Annotated in this window: 17 protein-coding genes; 9 read left to right on the forward strand and 8 right to left on the reverse strand. The window is 51.3% G+C overall.

Going from position 1 to position 17651, the window contains the following annotated elements:
* Positions 1 to 2: 2 nt before the first annotated feature.
* Positions 3 to 641, reverse strand: a complete 639-nt coding sequence (locus GN112_RS23625; protein WP_155312451.1) for a peptidoglycan-binding domain-containing protein — start codon at positions 639 to 641, stop codon at positions 3 to 5.
* Between the two features lie 668 nt (positions 642 to 1309).
* Here GN112_RS23625 and GN112_RS23630 point away from each other — a divergent pair.
* From GN112_RS23630 to GN112_RS23670, 9 genes are all read left to right on the forward strand, one after another.
* Positions 1310 to 1570 carry a type II toxin-antitoxin system RelB/DinJ family antitoxin gene (locus GN112_RS23630; protein WP_155312452.1) on the forward strand — a complete coding sequence of 87 codons (261 nt, stop codon included), beginning with the start codon at positions 1310 to 1312 and terminating at the stop codon, positions 1568 to 1570.
* Positions 1567 to 1719, forward strand: coding sequence for a type II toxin-antitoxin system mRNA interferase toxin, RelE/StbE family (locus GN112_RS35400; protein WP_155312453.1), 153 nt, complete (start codon positions 1567 to 1569; stop codon positions 1717 to 1719). The genes GN112_RS23630 and GN112_RS35400 overlap by 4 nt, the downstream gene beginning before the upstream one ends.
* 79 nt (positions 1720 to 1798) lie before the next feature.
* Positions 1799 to 3064 carry an IS4 family transposase gene (locus GN112_RS23640; RefSeq protein WP_155308364.1) on the forward strand — a complete coding sequence of 422 codons (1266 nt, stop codon included), beginning with the start codon at positions 1799 to 1801 and terminating at the stop codon, positions 3062 to 3064.
* A complete protein-coding gene (locus tag GN112_RS23645; protein WP_155312454.1) occupies positions 3061 to 3219 on the forward strand; it encodes a type II toxin-antitoxin system YafQ family toxin in 159 nt (52 codons plus the stop codon). The genes GN112_RS23640 and GN112_RS23645 overlap by 4 nt, the downstream gene beginning before the upstream one ends.
* Positions 3220 to 3546: 327 nt before the next feature.
* Positions 3547 to 4419: a Druantia anti-phage system protein DruA gene (locus GN112_RS23650; RefSeq protein ID WP_155308407.1), complete on the forward strand. Its 873-nt coding sequence runs from the start codon at positions 3547 to 3549 to the stop codon at positions 4417 to 4419.
* A 55-nt stretch (positions 4420 to 4474) separates the two neighbouring features.
* On the forward strand, positions 4475 to 5878 hold the full coding sequence (locus GN112_RS23655) for a hypothetical protein (RefSeq protein ID WP_155308406.1): 1404 nt from the start codon (positions 4475 to 4477) through the stop codon (positions 5876 to 5878).
* Positions 5879 to 6098: 220 nt separating this feature from the next.
* Positions 6099 to 6326 (forward strand): type II toxin-antitoxin system antitoxin VapB, encoded by a 228-nt coding sequence (vapB, locus tag GN112_RS23660; protein ID WP_155312455.1) that lies wholly within the window; start codon positions 6099 to 6101, stop codon positions 6324 to 6326.
* Complete coding sequence (vapC, locus tag GN112_RS23665; protein WP_155312456.1) at positions 6326 to 6727, forward strand: type II toxin-antitoxin system tRNA(fMet)-specific endonuclease VapC; 402 nt, start codon at positions 6326 to 6328, stop codon at positions 6725 to 6727. Before vapB ends, vapC begins: the two co-directional genes overlap by 1 nt.
* A gap of 635 nt (positions 6728 to 7362) precedes the next feature.
* Positions 7363 to 9039 carry an IS1634 family transposase gene (locus GN112_RS23670; RefSeq protein WP_155312457.1) on the forward strand — a complete coding sequence of 559 codons (1677 nt, stop codon included), beginning with the start codon at positions 7363 to 7365 and terminating at the stop codon, positions 9037 to 9039.
* Between the two features lie 489 nt (positions 9040 to 9528).
* Here the strand turns inward: GN112_RS23670 and GN112_RS23675 are convergent, their stop codons facing one another.
* From GN112_RS23675 to GN112_RS23705, 7 genes are all read right to left on the reverse strand, one after another.
* A complete protein-coding gene (locus GN112_RS23675) occupies positions 9529 to 12042 on the reverse strand; it encodes a plasma-membrane proton-efflux P-type ATPase (RefSeq protein ID WP_155312458.1) in 2514 nt (837 codons plus the stop codon).
* Between the two features lie 3 nt (positions 12043 to 12045).
* Positions 12046 to 12813, reverse strand: coding sequence for a hypothetical protein (locus GN112_RS23680; protein WP_155312459.1), 768 nt, complete (start codon positions 12811 to 12813; stop codon positions 12046 to 12048).
* 11 nt (positions 12814 to 12824) lie between these two features.
* Positions 12825 to 13262: a universal stress protein gene (locus GN112_RS23685; protein ID WP_155312460.1), complete on the reverse strand. Its 438-nt coding sequence runs from the start codon at positions 13260 to 13262 to the stop codon at positions 12825 to 12827.
* The gene (locus GN112_RS23690; RefSeq protein ID WP_162459085.1) at positions 13246 to 13662 is read right to left on the reverse strand and encodes a response regulator; all 417 of its coding nucleotides are present in this window, start codon (positions 13660 to 13662) and stop codon (positions 13246 to 13248) included. The genes GN112_RS23685 and GN112_RS23690 overlap by 17 nt, the downstream gene beginning before the upstream one ends.
* A 262-nt stretch (positions 13663 to 13924) precedes the next feature.
* Positions 13925 to 14557 (reverse strand): response regulator, encoded by a 633-nt coding sequence (locus tag GN112_RS23695; protein WP_155312462.1) that lies wholly within the window; start codon positions 14555 to 14557, stop codon positions 13925 to 13927.
* Positions 14554 to 16344 carry a sensor histidine kinase gene (locus GN112_RS23700; protein WP_155312463.1) on the reverse strand — a complete coding sequence of 597 codons (1791 nt, stop codon included), beginning with the start codon at positions 16342 to 16344 and terminating at the stop codon, positions 14554 to 14556. Before GN112_RS23700 ends, GN112_RS23695 begins: the two co-directional genes overlap by 4 nt.
* A 279-nt stretch (positions 16345 to 16623) precedes the next feature.
* On the reverse strand, positions 16624 to 17499 hold the full coding sequence (locus GN112_RS23705) for a MurR/RpiR family transcriptional regulator (protein WP_155312464.1): 876 nt from the start codon (positions 17497 to 17499) through the stop codon (positions 16624 to 16626).
* Positions 17500 to 17651: the final 152 nt, after the last annotated feature.

Genomic DNA, 17651 nt, shown 5'->3' on the forward strand with positions numbered 1-17651 from the left:
CATCAACTCCAATGCGCTTCAAGCAACGCATTCATGGTTTTGTAGTCATCCGATTTTCCGTTGCTTTCCAGCCCCACCGATGCCTGGAAGGCGACGATGGCTGCTGTTGTCTCTTCCGAAGGATTCCCGTCCACCGGTCCGTCGTATAGTCCCAGGTTTTTCAACCTGCCCTGAATGCCGCTCAATTCATTGATGGGATCCACGTATCCGAAATCCAGTAGGAATTCCTCCTGGTTTTCCCCTTCGCCGATCAGCAATCGTCCCTTTCGGGCACCAGGTGAAATCGACTCGCTGAGGACACCGTCCTTGTCGGTTTCGCCTTCACTAACTTCGCCGTCTATCCACAAGACATATGGCTCATTGGCGCGAGGTTCGCCACCTTCTTCCAACACCAGATTAAACTTTACAGGCAGGCCTTTGCGTCTGTAGCGATGGCGTTTTCCCGTGGCGGCATCCTCTTCATGCTGCCGGCGGTCGGGCACAACGACCACGTCTCCATGCTTAAGAATGTTATGTTCCCGGCGACGGTTTTTAATCTTCGCGTTGTCAGGGTGGTCCAGTATGGTTTGAGGGGTAAACCCATGCTCGTAGGCAATACATTCGATGCATTGTCCCTGTTTAACTGCAATTCTAATCGACATACCTTACCGCCATAGTGAGTGATGTGAAGCAGCTTTTTAGCAGTTATATAGCATTCAAGATAATGTTTTTGGGCTGCGTTATCGGTCGTCGCGGTATGGATTTGCTCAAGCTCTACCCTTGTTTTATGGTTGAGCTTTGAGATCGTTGCACTTAGATTTTGAATTGAATTTGTTCCGCAAAATTCAGGGCAGACCAGAGATATGATCCGAAAACAGACAGTATCAGAATTTTTACGAAAAATCTGTACCAAACATTATCAAAATGGGGTCGCACCAAGCCATCATACTGTAATTCATAAATTTGGGTTCCAAAACCAAGTGTTAAAGGTAATTCTTGTAAATGTCGACATGCTGTCCTCCTAAATATAAGTTTAACTGCCCTATAATAATACAGAAATATAATACGCATGGCAAGCATCATTAAAACGCAGTATTGTTTAGGGCAGAACGTTCAGGGGCCGGGAACAAGTTTTACCAAACGCTCAAAATGCCCCAAGTTATAATGAAATAGTGATCGTCCAAGGTGCCACCGTTTTTCCCGGTCCCACTTTAGTGACAGGTTCGCTTCAATACAATGATATTGTAACTAAAATTAAGCATATTGATTTTTGCTCAGTTTGATGTATATTCAATGTAATGCAATCGTAAACACATAGCAGGAGAAGGTCATGGCAAAAACAGCAATAATTCAAACCCGCGTCGATCCGACGGTAAAGCATAACGCTCAAATCATATTGAAAAAACTAAACATTTCGATGTCAGAAGCTATTTCCATGTACCTGTCGCAGATCACATTGCATAATGGGATCCCATTTGAAATAAAACTGCCCAACGATGTTACGGCCAAAACGCTAAAGGAATCTGAAAAGGGAGACGATCTTCATACAGTTGATTCCGTTGATGCTTTGTTTCAGGAGCTGGATAGTTGAAAATACATTATACGACTCAATTCAAGAAGGACTACAAAAGGATCAAGAAACAAAACAAAGACCTTTCAAAATTGAGAACCGTTATAGAAAAACTATCTTCGAAACCAATACTGTTCGGCATATATATTGCCATAACATCCTGTTATTAAAATAAAAAATAGCACTGGACAAAAAGATCGCTTTGTGTTTTAATCATGGTGGGTACAATTAATTAATCAGGAGGTCTCCATGAGCGAACACATCGACAAAAATGTTTTTCAAACAATTCTATCACCGGTGCTACCATTGATTGAGGTTAATCAAAATAGTCTCCATAATGATTTGGACACTTACAAGCTTTCATTATCATCGTTCACCACAAATTTGCTTTTTGGAATAATAACCAGAATTAAAAGCGTTGGACAAATCGTCACTGAGATCAAAACATCACCAACTGCTAAGGCATTAGGATTGGTCGTCGCATCGAAGTCTATGTATAATGAAGCGTTTAATCGTTATCCCCCAGAAATATTTAAAGATATATTCCATCAGTTGGTAAAAGAATTGGATTTGCATAAAATTCCGGAAATCAGTCATCTTGGAAAAATGCTAATTGTAGATGGTTCGCTTTTTCCGGCCATTTCCAATATGGCATGGGCTTGTTACAAGAAAACCGCTAATGCGATCAAAATGCATTTATCTTTTGAACTCAACCGAATGATTCCAACCGAATTTATCAGTACGGAAGGTAACTTTTCCGAAAAAGAATTTGTTAAGCAAATTCTTCGCGAAGGCATTACATATGTCTGTGATCGAGGCTATATCGCTTTCAATCTGTTCAAGCAGATATCCGACAGCAATGCATTTTTTATTATTCGCGGAAAGTCGAATATGACGTACACTGTAAAAGAGTGTCTCACTGCCACCGTACCGGATACATTCTTGAAATTTTTCAGTGACATCACAGATTCAAATATAATATTCAATAGCGATGAAAACAAAGCAAGTTATCGTATTGTTAGCTTTACGGCTATGGGCGAAAACTACATTTTGATCACAAACAGAAATGATTTGACAACTTACGAAATTATAATGCTTTACGCTTACAGGTGGCAAGTGGAACTTTTTTTTCGCTTCATAAAAAGAACCTTCAAGGGAATTCACTTAATGAGCCAATCTCCTCATGGCGTACAGATACAATTCTACTTGTATATGATTGCTTATCTATTGTTATTATCATTCAAACAAGATACGGAAATAATAAGCAGAGAAAATGAAAAAGATGAGCATGAATCTGAAGAAAATAATAAGAACGAAACCTTGCTAACTTCATCTTCATGCTCCAATTCAAATGCAAAAAGACCATATGTTTGCGGGTTAGTAACTCTTCTTGGAGAAAAATTAAAACAGTTTTATAAAATTGGTCTTCACTGGTTATTAGCAGTAAAAAATAATTTGTTAGAAATATTTGATGTGAATATCGCCAAAGTTATTGCTCAATACTCTTATCAATGAATGTGCCGAACAGTATTGCTTCGAAACATATATTAGAGCAAAGCTATCGGGACCATCCGCTTTCAGGAAAATGGAAAGATCACCGCGATTGCCACATTGAACCCGATTGGCTCTTAATCTACCGTATCACGTCCGAATGTGAGCGAACAAAATAATTGATGGAGAAGTGGAAAAAAATGGACTCGAACAATGAGGGACGCGGTAGAGTCGGTGTTGGAGGCGATAAAAGAGCTCATAGAGAGAGCCTCAGAACACGATTATCCACCCTTTTTGAATTATTCAAGCCTTCCTGCCTATGCCTCAAAAAACCCATAAAATTGAAGCGCGAAGCGCACCTTTGTTTTTCCCCGTCCACAACGAATTATGGACGGGTGTAAACCCAAATTGGGGCAAATTTACTAACAGGCGTAATGGTACCGATTTTCTCGCTCTTTGAAAAATAAAGCTGGACTCAAAACGCTATCTTCGATAAGGTGTCGTCCATGAGTGAGAGCATGACCATTCAGGGGCGCAAATTATTTTCCGAAGATATTGAACTGATTCGTCGGCTGATGGCCGACAATCCGGATTGGCACCGCAGTCGGTTATCCATCGAACTGTGCCGAATGTGGAATTGGCGCACCGATAAAGGTCAGCCCAAAGATATTGCCTGCCGTTCAATGTTGCGTAAGCTAGAACAACGCCAGTTCATCGTGCTGCCGCCACCGTTGCGACCGGGAAATCATTCCCGGCAGATACCTGACATGCCTCATCGTCGCGACCCCATCGAGGGAGTGCTGGACGATCTTCGTCCTGTTGAAATCATCATGGTCAGTGGCCGTTCAGACAACGATCACCTTTTTCATTGTCTAATGGATCGCTACCATTATTTGGGGTGCCGGGGTCACGTTGGCGAGCATATGAAGTATATGGTCTATGATCGCCACGAAAGGCCCCTGGCCTGCCTGCTTTTTGGATCGGCAGCCTGGAAAACAACACCACGAGACCGTTACATCGGATGGAACGTGGCTACACGCCAAGGGAATCTGAAGCTGTTGACCAACAACACCCGGTTTTTGATTCTACCCTGGGTTCGCATTCCCAACTTGGCCAGTTTCATTCTGGGCGCTTGTCTCAGGCGGTTGCGGTCCGATTGGTCCACGCGCTATGGTCACGATTTGTGCCTGGTCGAAACCTTCGTCGATCGTTCCCGCTTTGAAGGGACCTGTTATCAGGCTGCCAACTGGCTAAAATTGGGGCAAACCAAAGGCCGCAGCCGTCAAGATCGCTATCGAAAGTTGAAGGTGCCGGTCAAAGACCTGTACGTTTATCCGTTGACAGCCGATTTCAAAAAGCGCTTATGTGCCGCAGGCTGAAGCTTCGCTACTTGCACGGCAGGCATTCGAGAACCTGCTATCTGCGAGGCGAGCCATGGAGACCACTGTCGATATTCAAAAGCTGCAACGGACCATTGATGAAACCCTTTCCAATTTCCAGACACATTCCGATGCCAACCGGCTGATCATCGATCTGCGCACAGCCCTCTTCTCCACAATTGAGGACTTGATTGTATCTTCCATTGAAAATCTGTTTTCCGATCCATGTTTTTTTAAAGCCGTAAAAAAGCTGGCAGCAAAACTCGGATTTCGCTTCAAGGGATTCAAACCCACCAGCATTCGGCTTTTATCCGGCCGATCGCTACCGATTGAATCCCCTTATTTTGCCAAAGCGCTTCCGAAATCTCGCCGTGGTCGTAAAAGGAAGAAACGGAAACCGAAAAGCGGTATTCACCTGGGGTTGGCCTATCTGGGTTTTATGGATCGTTGCAGCGCTGTTTTGGCATCGGCGTCTGTTCAGGCAAGCTTATTGTGTCCGTCATTTGAGATTGCCAATCGGACCTTGTCTTCTGTTGGCATCGACATGGATATTAAAACGATCCGGCGGTTGTGTATGCACATGGGCAATCGCTCCATGGAGAATCGGCATCGGATAACATTATCGGAAAATGACCATGTAACCGGCCGCGTTTTGTTCGTGTGCATTGATGGTGGCCGCCTTCGTGAACGCCGGACCAAAAAGGGGCGGTTGGCTTCCCATCAAAAACGGAGAGGATATTATTCCGACTGGCGGGAGCCGACACAAATCGTTATTCAATGGCTCGACGCCCAGGCAAATCCGATCAAGGAAATTGCCCCGCTTTACGATGCCACGATGGCCGACATCAACGGTGCGTTTGAATTATTGGAAGATTATCTTCGTCAAATCGGCGTTGACCAGGCCGACGGAGTAATTTTCTGCGCGGATGGCGATCGCAGATATTGGAAACGATTTTCCTCACTGGCAGAAAAGCTTGAAGCCAAGACGTGTTTCCAAGTGATCGACTATACCCATGCCAAACAGAATTTGCATATTGTCGCGGATCATCTTCCCAAAACCCTTGAAGCCAAAGAGCGAACGGCGATTCTCAAGAATTGGAAGGACCTGTTATGGCAAGGAAATTTGATGGAAATCCGAAATCAGATTCGTCAGTACATCACGTATCCGTCGAAGCTAAAGAAAGCATTGAACAAGTTCAACAATTACTTTGTGAAAAATCTCCGCCGCATGCAGTATGCGGCCTTTCGGTTATTAAATCTGCCGACCGGCAGCGGTTGTGTTGAAAGCGCGATACGTCGCGTGATCAATCTTCGGTTGAAAGCGCCGGGTATTTTTTGGAAGCGTGAGACCGCTGAGGTCATGCTTTTTCTCAGGAGCACATTACTTTGCGGGCGTTGGGATAATATGCTGGAACACTTGCTACAACTGAATCGAGGAACATTTGAAGCTTGCCCCTAAATGGGATTGCACCCATTATGGACCCGTTTCCATCAATTATAGAGTCCGCCTCACTATTATCCTTCTTTGTTTCTTGCGAACTAATTTTTCACAGGCGCCGGTAGTTTGGCGTCCTGTGCAAAAACAGGTTCTACTATAATTTCAGTCTATCCGGTATGTTGACAGTTCCCACCCAATGATATATACAGAGATATATACCAAACATATTTGGAGGTACGCCATGCAAACTGCGAAACTCTTTTTTAATGGTCGAAGCCAAGCGGTAAGGTTACCGAAAAACCTCAGATTTTCTGGCAATGATGTTTTTATCAGAAAACTCGGCAAGATGGTTGTCCTTATCCCAAAAGACGACCCTTGGTCATCACTCATCAATAGTATTGATCAATTTACAGATGATTTTATGGATAGCAGAAATCAACCTGACCAAGATTCTCGAGAAGAATTCTAATGAAATTCATGCTCGATACAAACATCTGTATTTATATAATCAAAAGAAAGCCTCCCAATGTTATAGACCGTTTCAAACGAACTGAAATTTCGCAAATAGGTATCTCGTCGATTACCCTGAGTGAACTAATATATGGTGTCTCAAGAAGTTCTAAGCCCGAACAAAACAGATTGGCTTTAACACAGTTTGTCGCGCCATTAGAAATTTTGCCCTATGACGATGAAGCGTCTCAATATTATGGCGATCTAAGAGTCCATTTGGAAAAGCAAGGGACACCTATTGGTGCACTTGATATGCTTATCGCCGCCCATGCGATTTCAATTGACTGCACTCTGGTCACCAACAACGAAAAAGAATTTATTCGAGTACCGAAATTAAAAATAGTTAACTGGACCAAATAGTACTTCTCCCCATCAAAATCGATACTCACTTCATTGTAGAACGCCCGGCTTCAGCGGCGAGGGAACCGAGTCCGATCTGAAAGCCGATGTTAGGAGCGGATCCTCGGCGGATCCTCGGGGTCGCACCAAATTATATCGCTGTATTTAAACGAAAAAGATCGATTTCTACTCCTCTTATTGTCGCTTAGATGGAATGTTTTAGCCCCAAAAACACAGCTTTAAGCTTATTACTGGCAAACCCAATGAAAAATGTTGCACCAAGGCATTTCCAATTTTCAAATTTATCTGTTTTAGGAAGAACATCCTCTCCGTATTATTCTTTGTGTTACGCCATATGCCAGATATATCCTGGTAGAAAATGTCGATAAGCGCGTGCCATCGCTCCTGCTCCCTTAAAATGGTTGTTTTGCCCCCCAAAAATGGCCGACTTACATTTCGCACGAGTGAAACGGTAATTATCAAGTTTATTGCTTTTATTGCTCAAAGCTGGGAAAGTCTATAACATATTGGAAATATGGATTAAATAAGCACTGGACAAATCCAGCCGCATCTGTTATGCATACGATGTATGAGGCTGGCAAAATGATTCCTTCATCTATATCCAAGCGCCTCATAACTGAGACTACGGAGGCGTTATGGAGCAATTTGAAACTCGATTCAAGCAAGTTGATGTATTGCCAATGGTCAAGTATTTCATGGATCAGCTTGACCTTTTCAACCTTTTTTCCAAGTATGTTCCGGCATCCGAGGGAAGTCTTGCGGAGCATGCGCAAAGCTTGTGTATCTTAATTGCCAACATCATATGTGACAACAAACCACTATACAAGGTTCAAGAATGGTTGTGCCAATATACAGATGGACTTGTAACAGAACCGGTCGAGCCAAGTTTTTTTAACGATGATCGTCTTGCCAGGGCACTATCAGCATTATTTCATGCAGACCGCCATACGCTGATGACCGAGGCTTCTTGCAATGCCATATCGGTACACCAGTTACTTACGGAGGAAATACATAATGATAGCACATCCGTGACTTTCATCGGCAAATACGAAACTCCCGATCCGCAAGCGGTCAAGCTTAAGCACGGGCACAACAAGGATTTTCGACCCGATTGCAAACAAGTTGTATTTGGTTTGAATATCACGGCGGACGGACATGTTCCACTCAGTTATCAGCTATTTGACGGGAATACGACCGATGATGTGACCCATATTCCCAACTGGAACGGCCTGCGCACATTGTTGGGAAAAGAGGATTTCATTTATATCGCCGACTGCAAGTTGAAAACCGAAAAGAATCTAACGCACATCGCTGATGAAGGAGGGTTGTTTATCACCATTGTTCCGAAGAATCACAAGGAATACATCCAGTTCATCAAATATCTGAAAAAAAATGAAGTACCTTGGGAAGACGCCTTTAGCGTAGAAAACTCACGAAAAAAAGGTGTGTTTACCGTTTACCGGACCTATGAGGCCGAGCGGACCAAGGAAGGCTTTCGGGTTATTTTTGTTCACAGCAGTACCAAACAAAAAGAGGACGAAGCCAGAAGACAGAAAAAGATCGATAAGGCCATTGAGCAGTTAGAAAGCCTGTCACCGAAACTCAATGCGTATCATTTGAAAACCAAAAAGGAAATCAAGGCCGCTATCGATAAGATTGTCAAGGATGTTAAAGAGTTTATAGATGTCCGGATAGTAACCGACCGCAGACAGATCAAGGTGAAAGTATCTCCCGGCAGACCGTCGTTGAAAAGCGTTTACAAAAACAAATGGGAATTTACCCATCGCATTGAATGGAAGTTGATTGAACAAGGTCTGATTGAAGCATCTCGAATCGATGGCATTTTCCCCTTGATTACCAATACGCAGCTTGAAGCCAGTGAGGTATTAGGAAAGTATAAAAACCAGCCGTTCCTTGAAAAACGGATGTATACCAAAAAATCGATACTGGAAGTAGCGCCTGTTTTTATTAAAAAGGAGCACCGTATTGAAGCCATGCTCTTTTTATATTTTATAGCCTTGATGATTGTGTCCCTTATCGAACGAAAGATACGGATGAATATGACAGCCGAGGAGATAGACAAGCTGCCCATATTACCCCAAGGGATGAATACAAAAAAGCCGACTTGGAATAACATCCGTTATTTCTATCGTAATGTCCACTTCTCGCAGATAATCCGAAATGGCGTATGTATACAATCAGTTGTGAAGGGAATCGGTGACATGCACAAACTTATCAACCGGTTGTTGGAGATACCCGAGGCGATCTACAATTATCTTCAAGATGGCTGGTGGCAATTTAAAGCTACTTGATTGATTTTAAAAACAAAAACATAAGAAAATTGAAAAATTATTCGCCCGCCATGCGAAATGTAAGTTTAAGGGTATTATAGAGACCATCTATTAAAGCTTTTCTCTTTTATGTCAATTGGTTAATTTGGTGCGACCCCACAGCACCTGACCCACAGCACCTGGGAACGCCAACCGATCAGGAGAAGAACAATTTACGCTCCCATGCAGAGCATGGGAGCGAGAGGCGCGACTTGCGCGGCACGCAGAACGTGGGAGAGATGGGGATGTTTGGCTGGTGATCCCACGCGGAGCATGGGAGCAAGGAGGCATCTGTTCTGGATGCCCCCGGATCATGTCCGGGGCAGGCTTATCAAGTCCGGCATGACGACCTGTCACTTTGGGATATATTTTGGGCTTCATGACGATCTCCGATGCCTGCGGTCAAGACGCCGCCTCCCGCCGTCAACACCTGCGGGACGCGGATGGGTATAAACCGGTTGGAAAAATTCCCTATGGCTGAACGCCGCCGTGCGTCGAATGGGGCGTCAATGGGCCATGCAGCGTTCCCAGAAAATGCTCATGGCGCCGGCCCTGCATGTTGAAGTGCCGGTAAACCAGGGTTTTGGCCCAGTCGGTAAAGAACGCCCAGACAATGGAATAGCCCCAGATCAGCGCGATTTCTCTCCAGTGGATCGGTGTGATCAGTCCGAATCCGTAAGCGGCCAGCAAGGTGCCGATCACTTTGGTGGCCAGTGCCGACCAGATCATCACCGGTGCCGGGTAGGGTTTTTTGAGGAAAAACCCCTTGCTGCGGGCCACGAAGAGCGTCAGATGACCGGAGACGGCCATCTTCAGGAAGATGTAGGTCTGAACCTGGGGAATGGTCAGGTGCAGAAGATCCAGGGCGATGTAGAGCATCAGGAAACTGCCGGCCACGCCGGTCAGACCCATGACCGTGGAGACGGCAATGATGCGGTGCATGTCCCAACGCACCGGTCCGGGTTCCAGCCCGGTGTTATCGTAAGCAATGGTCATGATCGGGACATCGTTGAGAAAGGCCAGCAGGATGATCATGATTGCCGTGATCGGGTAGAAGTTGAAAACGACCATCGCCAGGACCACGAAGATCATGATGCGGATGGTTTCCGTGATGCGGTAGACTGCATAGCTGTTCATGCGTTCGAAAATGCGGCGCGCTTCCTCCACGGCGCGAACCAGTACCGAAAGGCCCGGCGCGGTGAGGACCAGGTCGGCCGCCGCCCGGGCCGCGTCGGTGGCCCCGCTGACGGCGATGCCCACATCGGCCTGCTTGAGGGCCGGGGCGTCGTTGACCCCGTCGCCGGTCATGCCGACGATATGACCCTTGTCCTGGAGCGCCTTGACGATGCGATACTTGTGTTCGGGAAAAACCTGGGCGAAACCGTCGGCCGCTTCCGTGCGGGCTGCCAGGTCGTCATCCGATGACCGCGTTTCAGCAAGCAGTCGGTCGGCGTCCTGGATATTTTTTCCCATCCCGAGGTTGCCGGCGATCTCCCGGGCGATGGCGATGTTGTCTCCGGTGACCATCTTGACCTTGATGCCGTGCGTTCGGGCCTGGGCGATGGTTTCCGCCGAGTCCTTCCGTGGCGGATCGAAAAGCGGCAGGATGCCCATGAACTGCCAGGCATCGTCTTCTCCCTGGGTGCGGGCCACCCCCAGGGTGCGCAGGCCCTTGCGGGCCATGGTGGCGACGATGGTTTCGGCTTTGCTGCGTGTCTGCGGATCGAGACCGGCCAGATCCATGATCACCTGCGGGGCGCCCTTGGTCACTTTGAAATGCCGGCCGTCCGCGGCGCGAATCGTCGCTTCGGTGCGTTTGCCCACCGGATCGAAAGGCACGAAGCCGAGGGCGCGGTAATCGTCCAGCGCAGCGGGGTCCTCCAGGGCGCCAATGACGGCCGAATCGATGCTGTCGTTGTTTTCCGCCTTGGAGGCCAGGGCCGCGGTCAGGATCAGCTCACCGACGTCGGCCGCACCGAACGTCTGCGGTTTTCCCAAGGTGAGGCGGTTCTGGGTGAGGGTGCCGGTCTTGTCCGAGCAGAGAATATCCATCCCGGCCATCTCCTCCACCGACGCCAGGCGCGAGACGATGGCCTTCATTTTGGACAGCGCCACCGCGCCCACGGCCATGGTGACCGAGAGCACGGCCGGCATGGCCACCGGAATGGAGGCCACGGTGAGAATCAGGGCGAACTGGAGCAGTTCCGTGAAACCGGCGCCGCGGAACAGCTGCACGATGATCAGTACTGCGACCAGGCCAAGACTGAGATAGATCAGGTGATCGCCGATCTGCAGGACGGCTTTCTGGAAGTGTGACACCTTGCCGGCGCCAGCCACCAGCTTGGCGGTCTGCCCGAAATAGGTCTGCCCGCCGGTAGTGGTGACCAGGGCGAGCATTTCTCCCTGCCTGGCGATGGATCCCGAGTAGACCACGTCGCCTTTTTCTTTTCCGGCAGGCAGGGATTCGCCGGTGAGGGCCGACTGGTCCACGCTCAGGTAGTCTCCGTCGATCAGTTTGGCGTCGGCGGGAATGATGTCTCCGGCCCTTAAGCGAATGACGTCCCCGGGAACCAGTTCGCGGGCCGGCATGGGCTTCCAGACCCCTTCGCGCAGGACCCGGCATTTGAGGGCCAGCTTGTTTTTCAGGGCCGCCACGGCATTGCCGGCCTGGTATTCCTGCCAGAATCCCACACCGGCATTGAACAGCAGCAGGGTGACGATAATGCCCAGATCGACCCAATGGTGGACGATGAGGGAGAGGATCGCCGCCGCTTCGATCATCCAGGGAATCGGTCCCCACAGGTAGCCCAGGAATTTAAGGAATGGGCTGATGGTTTTTTCCGTGATTTCATTGGCCCCGAACCGATCCAGGCGCTTGGCGGCGTCGGCATTGGAAAGCCCCTGCCAGTTGGCATCCAGGCGTTGCATCAATTCATCGGTGGAAAGTGGCTGGGCCGCTTTTGTCGTTATCTGACTTTCATCCATAGGTTATTCCTCCTTTACTGCTTGGCGCTGTTCCAGTCTGGTGCAAGCCGTGGGACTGCCCAGGGTGCAGGCTTGGTGCAGTGCCATTTCCATTTGTTCGGGCCGGTCCTGCAGGCGCAGGGCCATTGCCTTGGTTTCGTATAATTCCCGCCACCCCGGGTAGTGGTGAATCAGGTTGTCCAGGTAGATGATCGCCATGCGCGGTTCGTTTTTGTCGACCAGCCGGTATGCCCGGGCCAGAAGATGTCCGGGAGTCAGGGCCGGGGAAACGTTGGGCTCCATTTCGCTGCGGTAATCCTCATGGGCCTCCTCTTTTTTAAGGCGCAGGCTGGTCAGTTCGGCCTCGATAAAATCGGAAAGCCGCACCAGCGCATGCAACTGGATGGTACGGGCGGGGGCCCCGCTGGCGGACCGGCCGCGGGACTCATCCACTGTCGCGGTCAACCGGTCGGCCACCAGCAGCACCAGCTCATCCTTGTCCCGGTCGACAAACTGGATCAGTCGCCGCCGGGCGAATTCGTCGGCTGCCTGATCGGCTGCCTGTCGCCTGGCCCGGAAGACGGTCAGGTTCCGGTCCAGAGCGGTGGTATCGGCCCCTGCCGGCCTGTAGGACGCTTCGGTATCAATGCGCAACGTGACGGCATCCTCGGCCCGGGCGGCGAAGATGGGGGTGGGCATGCTCAACAGACCCGCAGCCAGTATGATTCCGGCTGTTAGTACGGTAACGCTTTGCCCCCAACCGAGTCCGTGCCGTTTTTCTGCTTGAACCATGATTCGCCTCCTTATTTGACAAGCATCAAGGTGGCCGGCAGGTGGCGGATGATGGCATCGTTGGTTTTGCCGAACAGGAAGTGTTCCAGACGCCCCTCCTCATGGGCCAGCATGAGAATTAGGTCCACGTTTTCGCTTTCGACCGCCTGCCGGATGGCATCCACTGGGTTGCCGTCCCGGACCCATTCATTGACAATCAGGCCTTCGGCTTTTTCGGCTTGGGCCATTTTGTTCAGTTCGGCGCGTGCCTTTTCAACCATCGCCTTGTACTCCTCATCCAGGGACGGCACCGGCAGGTTCCATCCGTTGACGTTGAAGGGATCGTGGATGATATGCAGAACATGCAGTCGGGCGTCGAATTTGCGGGCCAGGGCAATGCCGGTGCGCAGGACGTTGATGCAACGATGGGTGGACCGGCTGACGACGAGAATATTATTGAAGGTTTCCATGATGCTCTCCTTTCGTTGGGGTGCAGGCTGAAGCGCCGAGCACCGGGTGATCGATGACCGCACCGAGGATCCTGTCGAACTCCGTGACCTTGCTGAGGAAATCGTCGGCGCCAAGGCGAAGGCAGTGTTGCCGATAGCGGTGATCGTCGAGGTTGGTCAGCATGATGATCCGCATCTGCGGATAAAGGGCCTTGAACCGCTTGAGCAGGTCCAGACCACTTTGGTCGGGCAGGCGGATGTCCAGGGTTACCGTATCGGGTTTCAGTTTCTGTACCGCATCGATGGCTTCGCTGCCGCTGCCGGCCTGCCCGGCAATCCGGATGAGCGGAGATTCGGCCAGCCGCGCGGCGATGCGTTCGCGGATCTGTGGGTTGTCGTCGATGATCAATACCTGTCTCATGGGCCTGCTCCTTTTTGCTGGTCCCATAATAGGTGCAGGGGAGCAGATGGAAAATCGGCGGGGGTCTGATCTTGTTGTCGGCGGGTGGCGGGAGATCGTGTCGGTGTTTGTCCGACAGCAAAAGGCCGCGCGTCCTGTCGGGAGGAACGGAGGCGATCAGGTACAAAACAACTTGCGCTCCCACGAGCATGGGAGCGAGGGGCGCACTATAGGATGGGCGGCGGGGTACGCTTTAAAAAAAGGGCAGGGCGGTGCGGGCGGTCTACTCCACCAGGCCGTTCTGCACGGCATAGTGGATCAGTTCGGCATTGTTTTCCATGCGCATCTTCTCCAGGATGCGGGTGCGGTAGGTGCTGACGGTCTTGACGCTCAAGGCCAGTTCGTCGGCAATCCGGGAGACCGTCTTTCCGGTGCCGATCAGGCACAGGACCTGGTACTCGCGGTCCGAAAGGGTCTCGTGGGGCAGTTTGCGCGTATCCTCATCCAGGGCAAAGGCAATTCTCTCCGCCAGGGAGGGGCTGATATACTTGCCGCCGCGATGCACCTTGCGGATGGCCTTGATCAGCTCCCCGTCGGCGCTGGCCTTGGTCAGATAGCCGGCCGCACCGGCTTTCAATATTCTCAGGGCGTACTGGGACTCCGGATGAATGGTGAGAATGACCACGGGGATCCGGGGTTTTTCGATCCTGAGCTGTTTGAGCACATCCAGTCCGTCCATGCCCGGCATGGTCAGGTCCAGCAGGATGACATCGTAATCCCGTTCGCGCACCTGGCGAAGCAGATCGATGCCATTGGCGGCTTCGGCGGCCACGCTGATGTCGGCCTGCTCCATGATAATCTGTTTCAGACCGGCACGGACAATGGGATGGTCGTCGGCAATGATAACCTCGATCATGGGTTGTCTCCTTTGGCAGCGATGGGCAGGTGAATGGTGACACGGGTTCCCTGGCCGGGCCGTCCGTCAAAAGCGACCCGGCCGCCAATCGGATGGAGGCGTTCGCGGATACCGAGCAGGCCGAAGGCATCCGGCGCGTGGATCTCCTCCGGGGTGATGCCGCGGCCGTTGTCGGCGACCTGGAAAAAGAGTTCGCCGCCGCGCGCTGCCAGGCGAACGATCACATCATCGGCTTCCGCATGGCGCAGGATATTGGTCAGAGTCTCCTGAAAAATGCGGAACAGGGCCGTGGCCTGCTCCTTTGGAAGATCGGGTTCGAAACCGTCGTTTTCCAGGCGGCAGGCGATTTTGCTGTGACGGGTGAAGGCCTCGGCCTGCCATTCGATGGCGGCAGCCAGGCCGAAGTCGTCCAGAATCACCGGCCGCAGTTCGGCACAGACCGCATGCAGCCGCTCCATGGCATCTTCGACGACCTGGCTCATGTTGCCCAGCTTTTCGTCCAGCACCGCATCCGCTAACGGAAGGTGCCGCCCCATCCAGGAAAGATCCATTTTGAGAATGGTCAGCGATTGACCCAATTGGTCGTGCATCTCACGGGCGATGCGGATGCGCTCCTGCTCCCGGACCGTATTCTGATGGTTGGTCAGACGGCGCAACTGCTCCCGGGAGCGCTCCAGGGACGCCATGACCTGCACTTCGCGTTCGATGCGCATTTGCAGGGATGCCGCCATTTCGTCAAAGACACCGGCCAGGTGACTCAATTCGTCGGCAACGCCGATCGGTCCGATCCGCGCCTGCAGATTGCCGGCGGCCAGCTCCCGGCTGGCCCGCGCCATGGCCCCCACGCGCCTGAGAATGAACCGGTCGGCAGCCCACCAGATGGACAGGACGGCCATCAGTGCCGATACGGCCAGCAGGATCAGGTTGCGGGTGAAAATGCGTTTCGTTGCCGCCAGGGCGACTGCCCGGGGGAGATCCAGAACGACCGATACGGCCTGCTTCCTGAATGCGCTGGTCAAGGGGGCAAAGGCGTAGATGCGGTCGATCCCGTTCTCATCCGTGGCCACGAGGGTGCCCGATTGGCGCCGGGTGATTTCCCGAAGCAGTGCCGGATCCATGTCCCGGGGAACGGACCAGCCGGCGCTGTCCACATCATAACGCAGCATTCCCCGGCTTTCATCCAACAGGATCAGCCGTGAACCGGCGGGCAGTTCGGCCAACTGCCTGAAGATGACCCGGTTCATGCGGTTGAGGTCCAGTGCGGCAAAAACCACGGCCGCCATCGGATCGTTGCCGCTTTGGACGGGCAGGCCGAAATAGAGCACCGCCTCGCCCCGGATATGCTCCCCATGATACGACCCCATGGCCAGGCCGTTGCGCTGGAGGCTGGCGGCCAGCCAGGCACGGCCGGCATAGTTCGCATCCACTCCGGATGGGGGGCTGCCGATCAACAACCGGCCCCGGGAATCGACGATGCCGACGGCGGCATACCCGCTGGCCTGCACCTGGAGATGGTCCAGCAGGCGGGAGAGCCGTTGCGGATTGGCGTCAACGGCCAGGAAGGCATCGCCCACCGTTTTCAACAGATCCCGGGTGGCCGCCATCTGCTGGTTTTCCGCCTCGGCGGCGGCCTGGGCCAGCAGCATGGTTTTGTGCCGGATGGCATCCGTTTCGATCGCTTTCTGCTCTTCGGCCACCCAGACGATGAGCGCCGTCACCGGGATAAATGCGGCCAGAATAAGCCCGTACAACCGTGTTTTCAGGCTGATGCCGGTAAATGCCTGCATGGTGATCCTTTACGCTGCCGTGAGTGGTTGGCCGGTATGAAATGGGGTTGCTGGAATCCTTTATATCGCCAAGTCCGCCTGTTGTGCAACCACCGACGCAAAGTCGGGCAGGAGAGCCGCATTTGGAACCCGGATCAGAAAAATCCGGTCGCAGGCATGGCCAGCTCCTACGAAAAACGGTGTAGAACCAAACGATTGACACGCGTAGGAGCGGGCCATGCCCGCGAAAAAAACAAAAATCAATCTAAATGCGGTAACCCTGTAAAGTCGGGCAGGGCATTAATCCCCGTGCATATTGAACAGGATGTCGTTTTCCAGATACATCTGCTCCAGTTTCTCCTGGTGGGCCTTGAGATGCGGGGGCTGCCGGTTGACCAGTTCCAGCACGAGATAGTTGATGATGCATGATATCGTGGTCGGATAGCCGATCAGCGCAATGGAACGCGATGGCACCACCAGCGACTGGTGGGCGAAGGGGATCACCGGGCACAGCCGGCTGTCCGTGACCACCAGCAGGGTGTGACCGAGCCGCCGGGCGACTTTGCCCATGCGGATCAGTTCGTTGGGGTAGCGCGAGGTGGTGATGATGATCACCAGGCTCTCCTCCGGTGCGCCGGTCAGCCAGTCGATCGTGGTGCTGTCGCTGCCTTTCAGAATGTTGACCCCCTTGCGCACCTTGGTCAGGGACCAGCCCAGGTAGTAGGCAAAGGTGTAGGAGATGCGCGACCCGATGACGTAAACGGCGGGACTCTTCTCGATCCGGTCGACGATATCCGCGAGCCGTTTCATATCGATGGTTTCGTAGAACTGCCGCAAATTGGTCATCTCCTCAAAGACCACCCGGTGCAGCAGATCGGTGCCGGGACCTTTCATGCCCGGCAGATCCACCCGGTCCGGCAGGCTCAGGCCGGAATCCACAAAGTCCCGCAGCGCCTGCAAAAACTCACCGTAGCCGGAATACCCCAGCTGTCCCACAAAACGAACCACGGTGGCCTCGCTGACCCCGCAGGCTTCGGCGAGCTCCTTGGTGGTCATGAATACCGCCTTGCGCGGATTCTGGATGATATAGTTGCCCAACAGCTTGCCTTTGGGGGTCAATGACTCCAATTGTTTCACAATGCCCTTGATGACCGGGTGCGCATGGGCGTCCTGCATGGCAAAACCTCTTTGTAATGGGGGTTATGAAATAACTCTTTCATTATATCAGATTGAAAAAATTAAATAATAATTACCTATATATAGATAAATATAATCGTCCCTGTCAAGGGAAAATGATATGATTTTACTCAGGATAAAAAATTATTCTT

The organism is Desulfosarcina ovata subsp. ovata (assembly GCF_009689005.1).
In the GTDB taxonomy this organism is placed as follows: Bacteria; Desulfobacterota; Desulfobacteria; order Desulfobacterales; family Desulfosarcinaceae; genus Desulfosarcina; species Desulfosarcina ovata.

Excerpts from the sequence above, each read along its gene's own strand:
- GN112_RS23670 (WP_155312457.1), top strand. The coding sequence starts at position 7,363 with ATGGAGCAATTTGAAACTCGATTCAAGCAAGTTGATGTATTGCCAATG.
- GN112_RS23705 (WP_155312464.1), bottom strand. The coding sequence starts at position 17,499 with ATGCAGGACGCCCATGCGCACCCGGTCATCAAGGGCATTGTGAAACAA.
- GN112_RS23645 (WP_155312454.1), top strand. The coding sequence starts at position 3,061 with ATGAATGTGCCGAACAGTATTGCTTCGAAACATATATTAGAGCAAAGC.
- GN112_RS23655 (WP_155308406.1), top strand. The coding sequence starts at position 4,475 with ATGGAGACCACTGTCGATATTCAAAAGCTGCAACGGACCATTGATGAA.
- GN112_RS23680 (WP_155312459.1), bottom strand. The coding sequence starts at position 12,813 with ATGGTTCAAGCAGAAAAACGGCACGGACTCGGTTGGGGGCAAAGCGTT.
- vapB (WP_155312455.1), top strand. The coding sequence starts at position 6,099 with ATGCAAACTGCGAAACTCTTTTTTAATGGTCGAAGCCAAGCGGTAAGG.
- GN112_RS23700 (WP_155312463.1), bottom strand. The coding sequence starts at position 16,344 with ATGCAGGCATTTACCGGCATCAGCCTGAAAACACGGTTGTACGGGCTT.
- GN112_RS23625 (WP_155312451.1), bottom strand. The coding sequence starts at position 641 with ATGTCGATTAGAATTGCAGTTAAACAGGGACAATGCATCGAATGTATT.
- GN112_RS23650 (WP_155308407.1), top strand. The coding sequence starts at position 3,547 with ATGAGTGAGAGCATGACCATTCAGGGGCGCAAATTATTTTCCGAAGAT.
- GN112_RS23685 (WP_155312460.1), bottom strand. The coding sequence starts at position 13,262 with ATGGAAACCTTCAATAATATTCTCGTCGTCAGCCGGTCCACCCATCGT.
- GN112_RS23675 (WP_155312458.1), bottom strand. The coding sequence starts at position 12,042 with ATGGATGAAAGTCAGATAACGACAAAAGCGGCCCAGCCACTTTCCACC.
- GN112_RS23690 (WP_162459085.1), bottom strand. The coding sequence starts at position 13,662 with ATGAGACAGGTATTGATCATCGACGACAACCCACAGATCCGCGAACGC.
- GN112_RS23695 (WP_155312462.1), bottom strand. The coding sequence starts at position 14,557 with ATGATCGAGGTTATCATTGCCGACGACCATCCCATTGTCCGTGCCGGT.
- vapC (WP_155312456.1), top strand. The coding sequence starts at position 6,326 with ATGAAATTCATGCTCGATACAAACATCTGTATTTATATAATCAAAAGA.
- GN112_RS23630 (WP_155312452.1), top strand. The coding sequence starts at position 1,310 with ATGGCAAAAACAGCAATAATTCAAACCCGCGTCGATCCGACGGTAAAG.
- GN112_RS23640 (WP_155308364.1), top strand. The coding sequence starts at position 1,799 with ATGAGCGAACACATCGACAAAAATGTTTTTCAAACAATTCTATCACCG.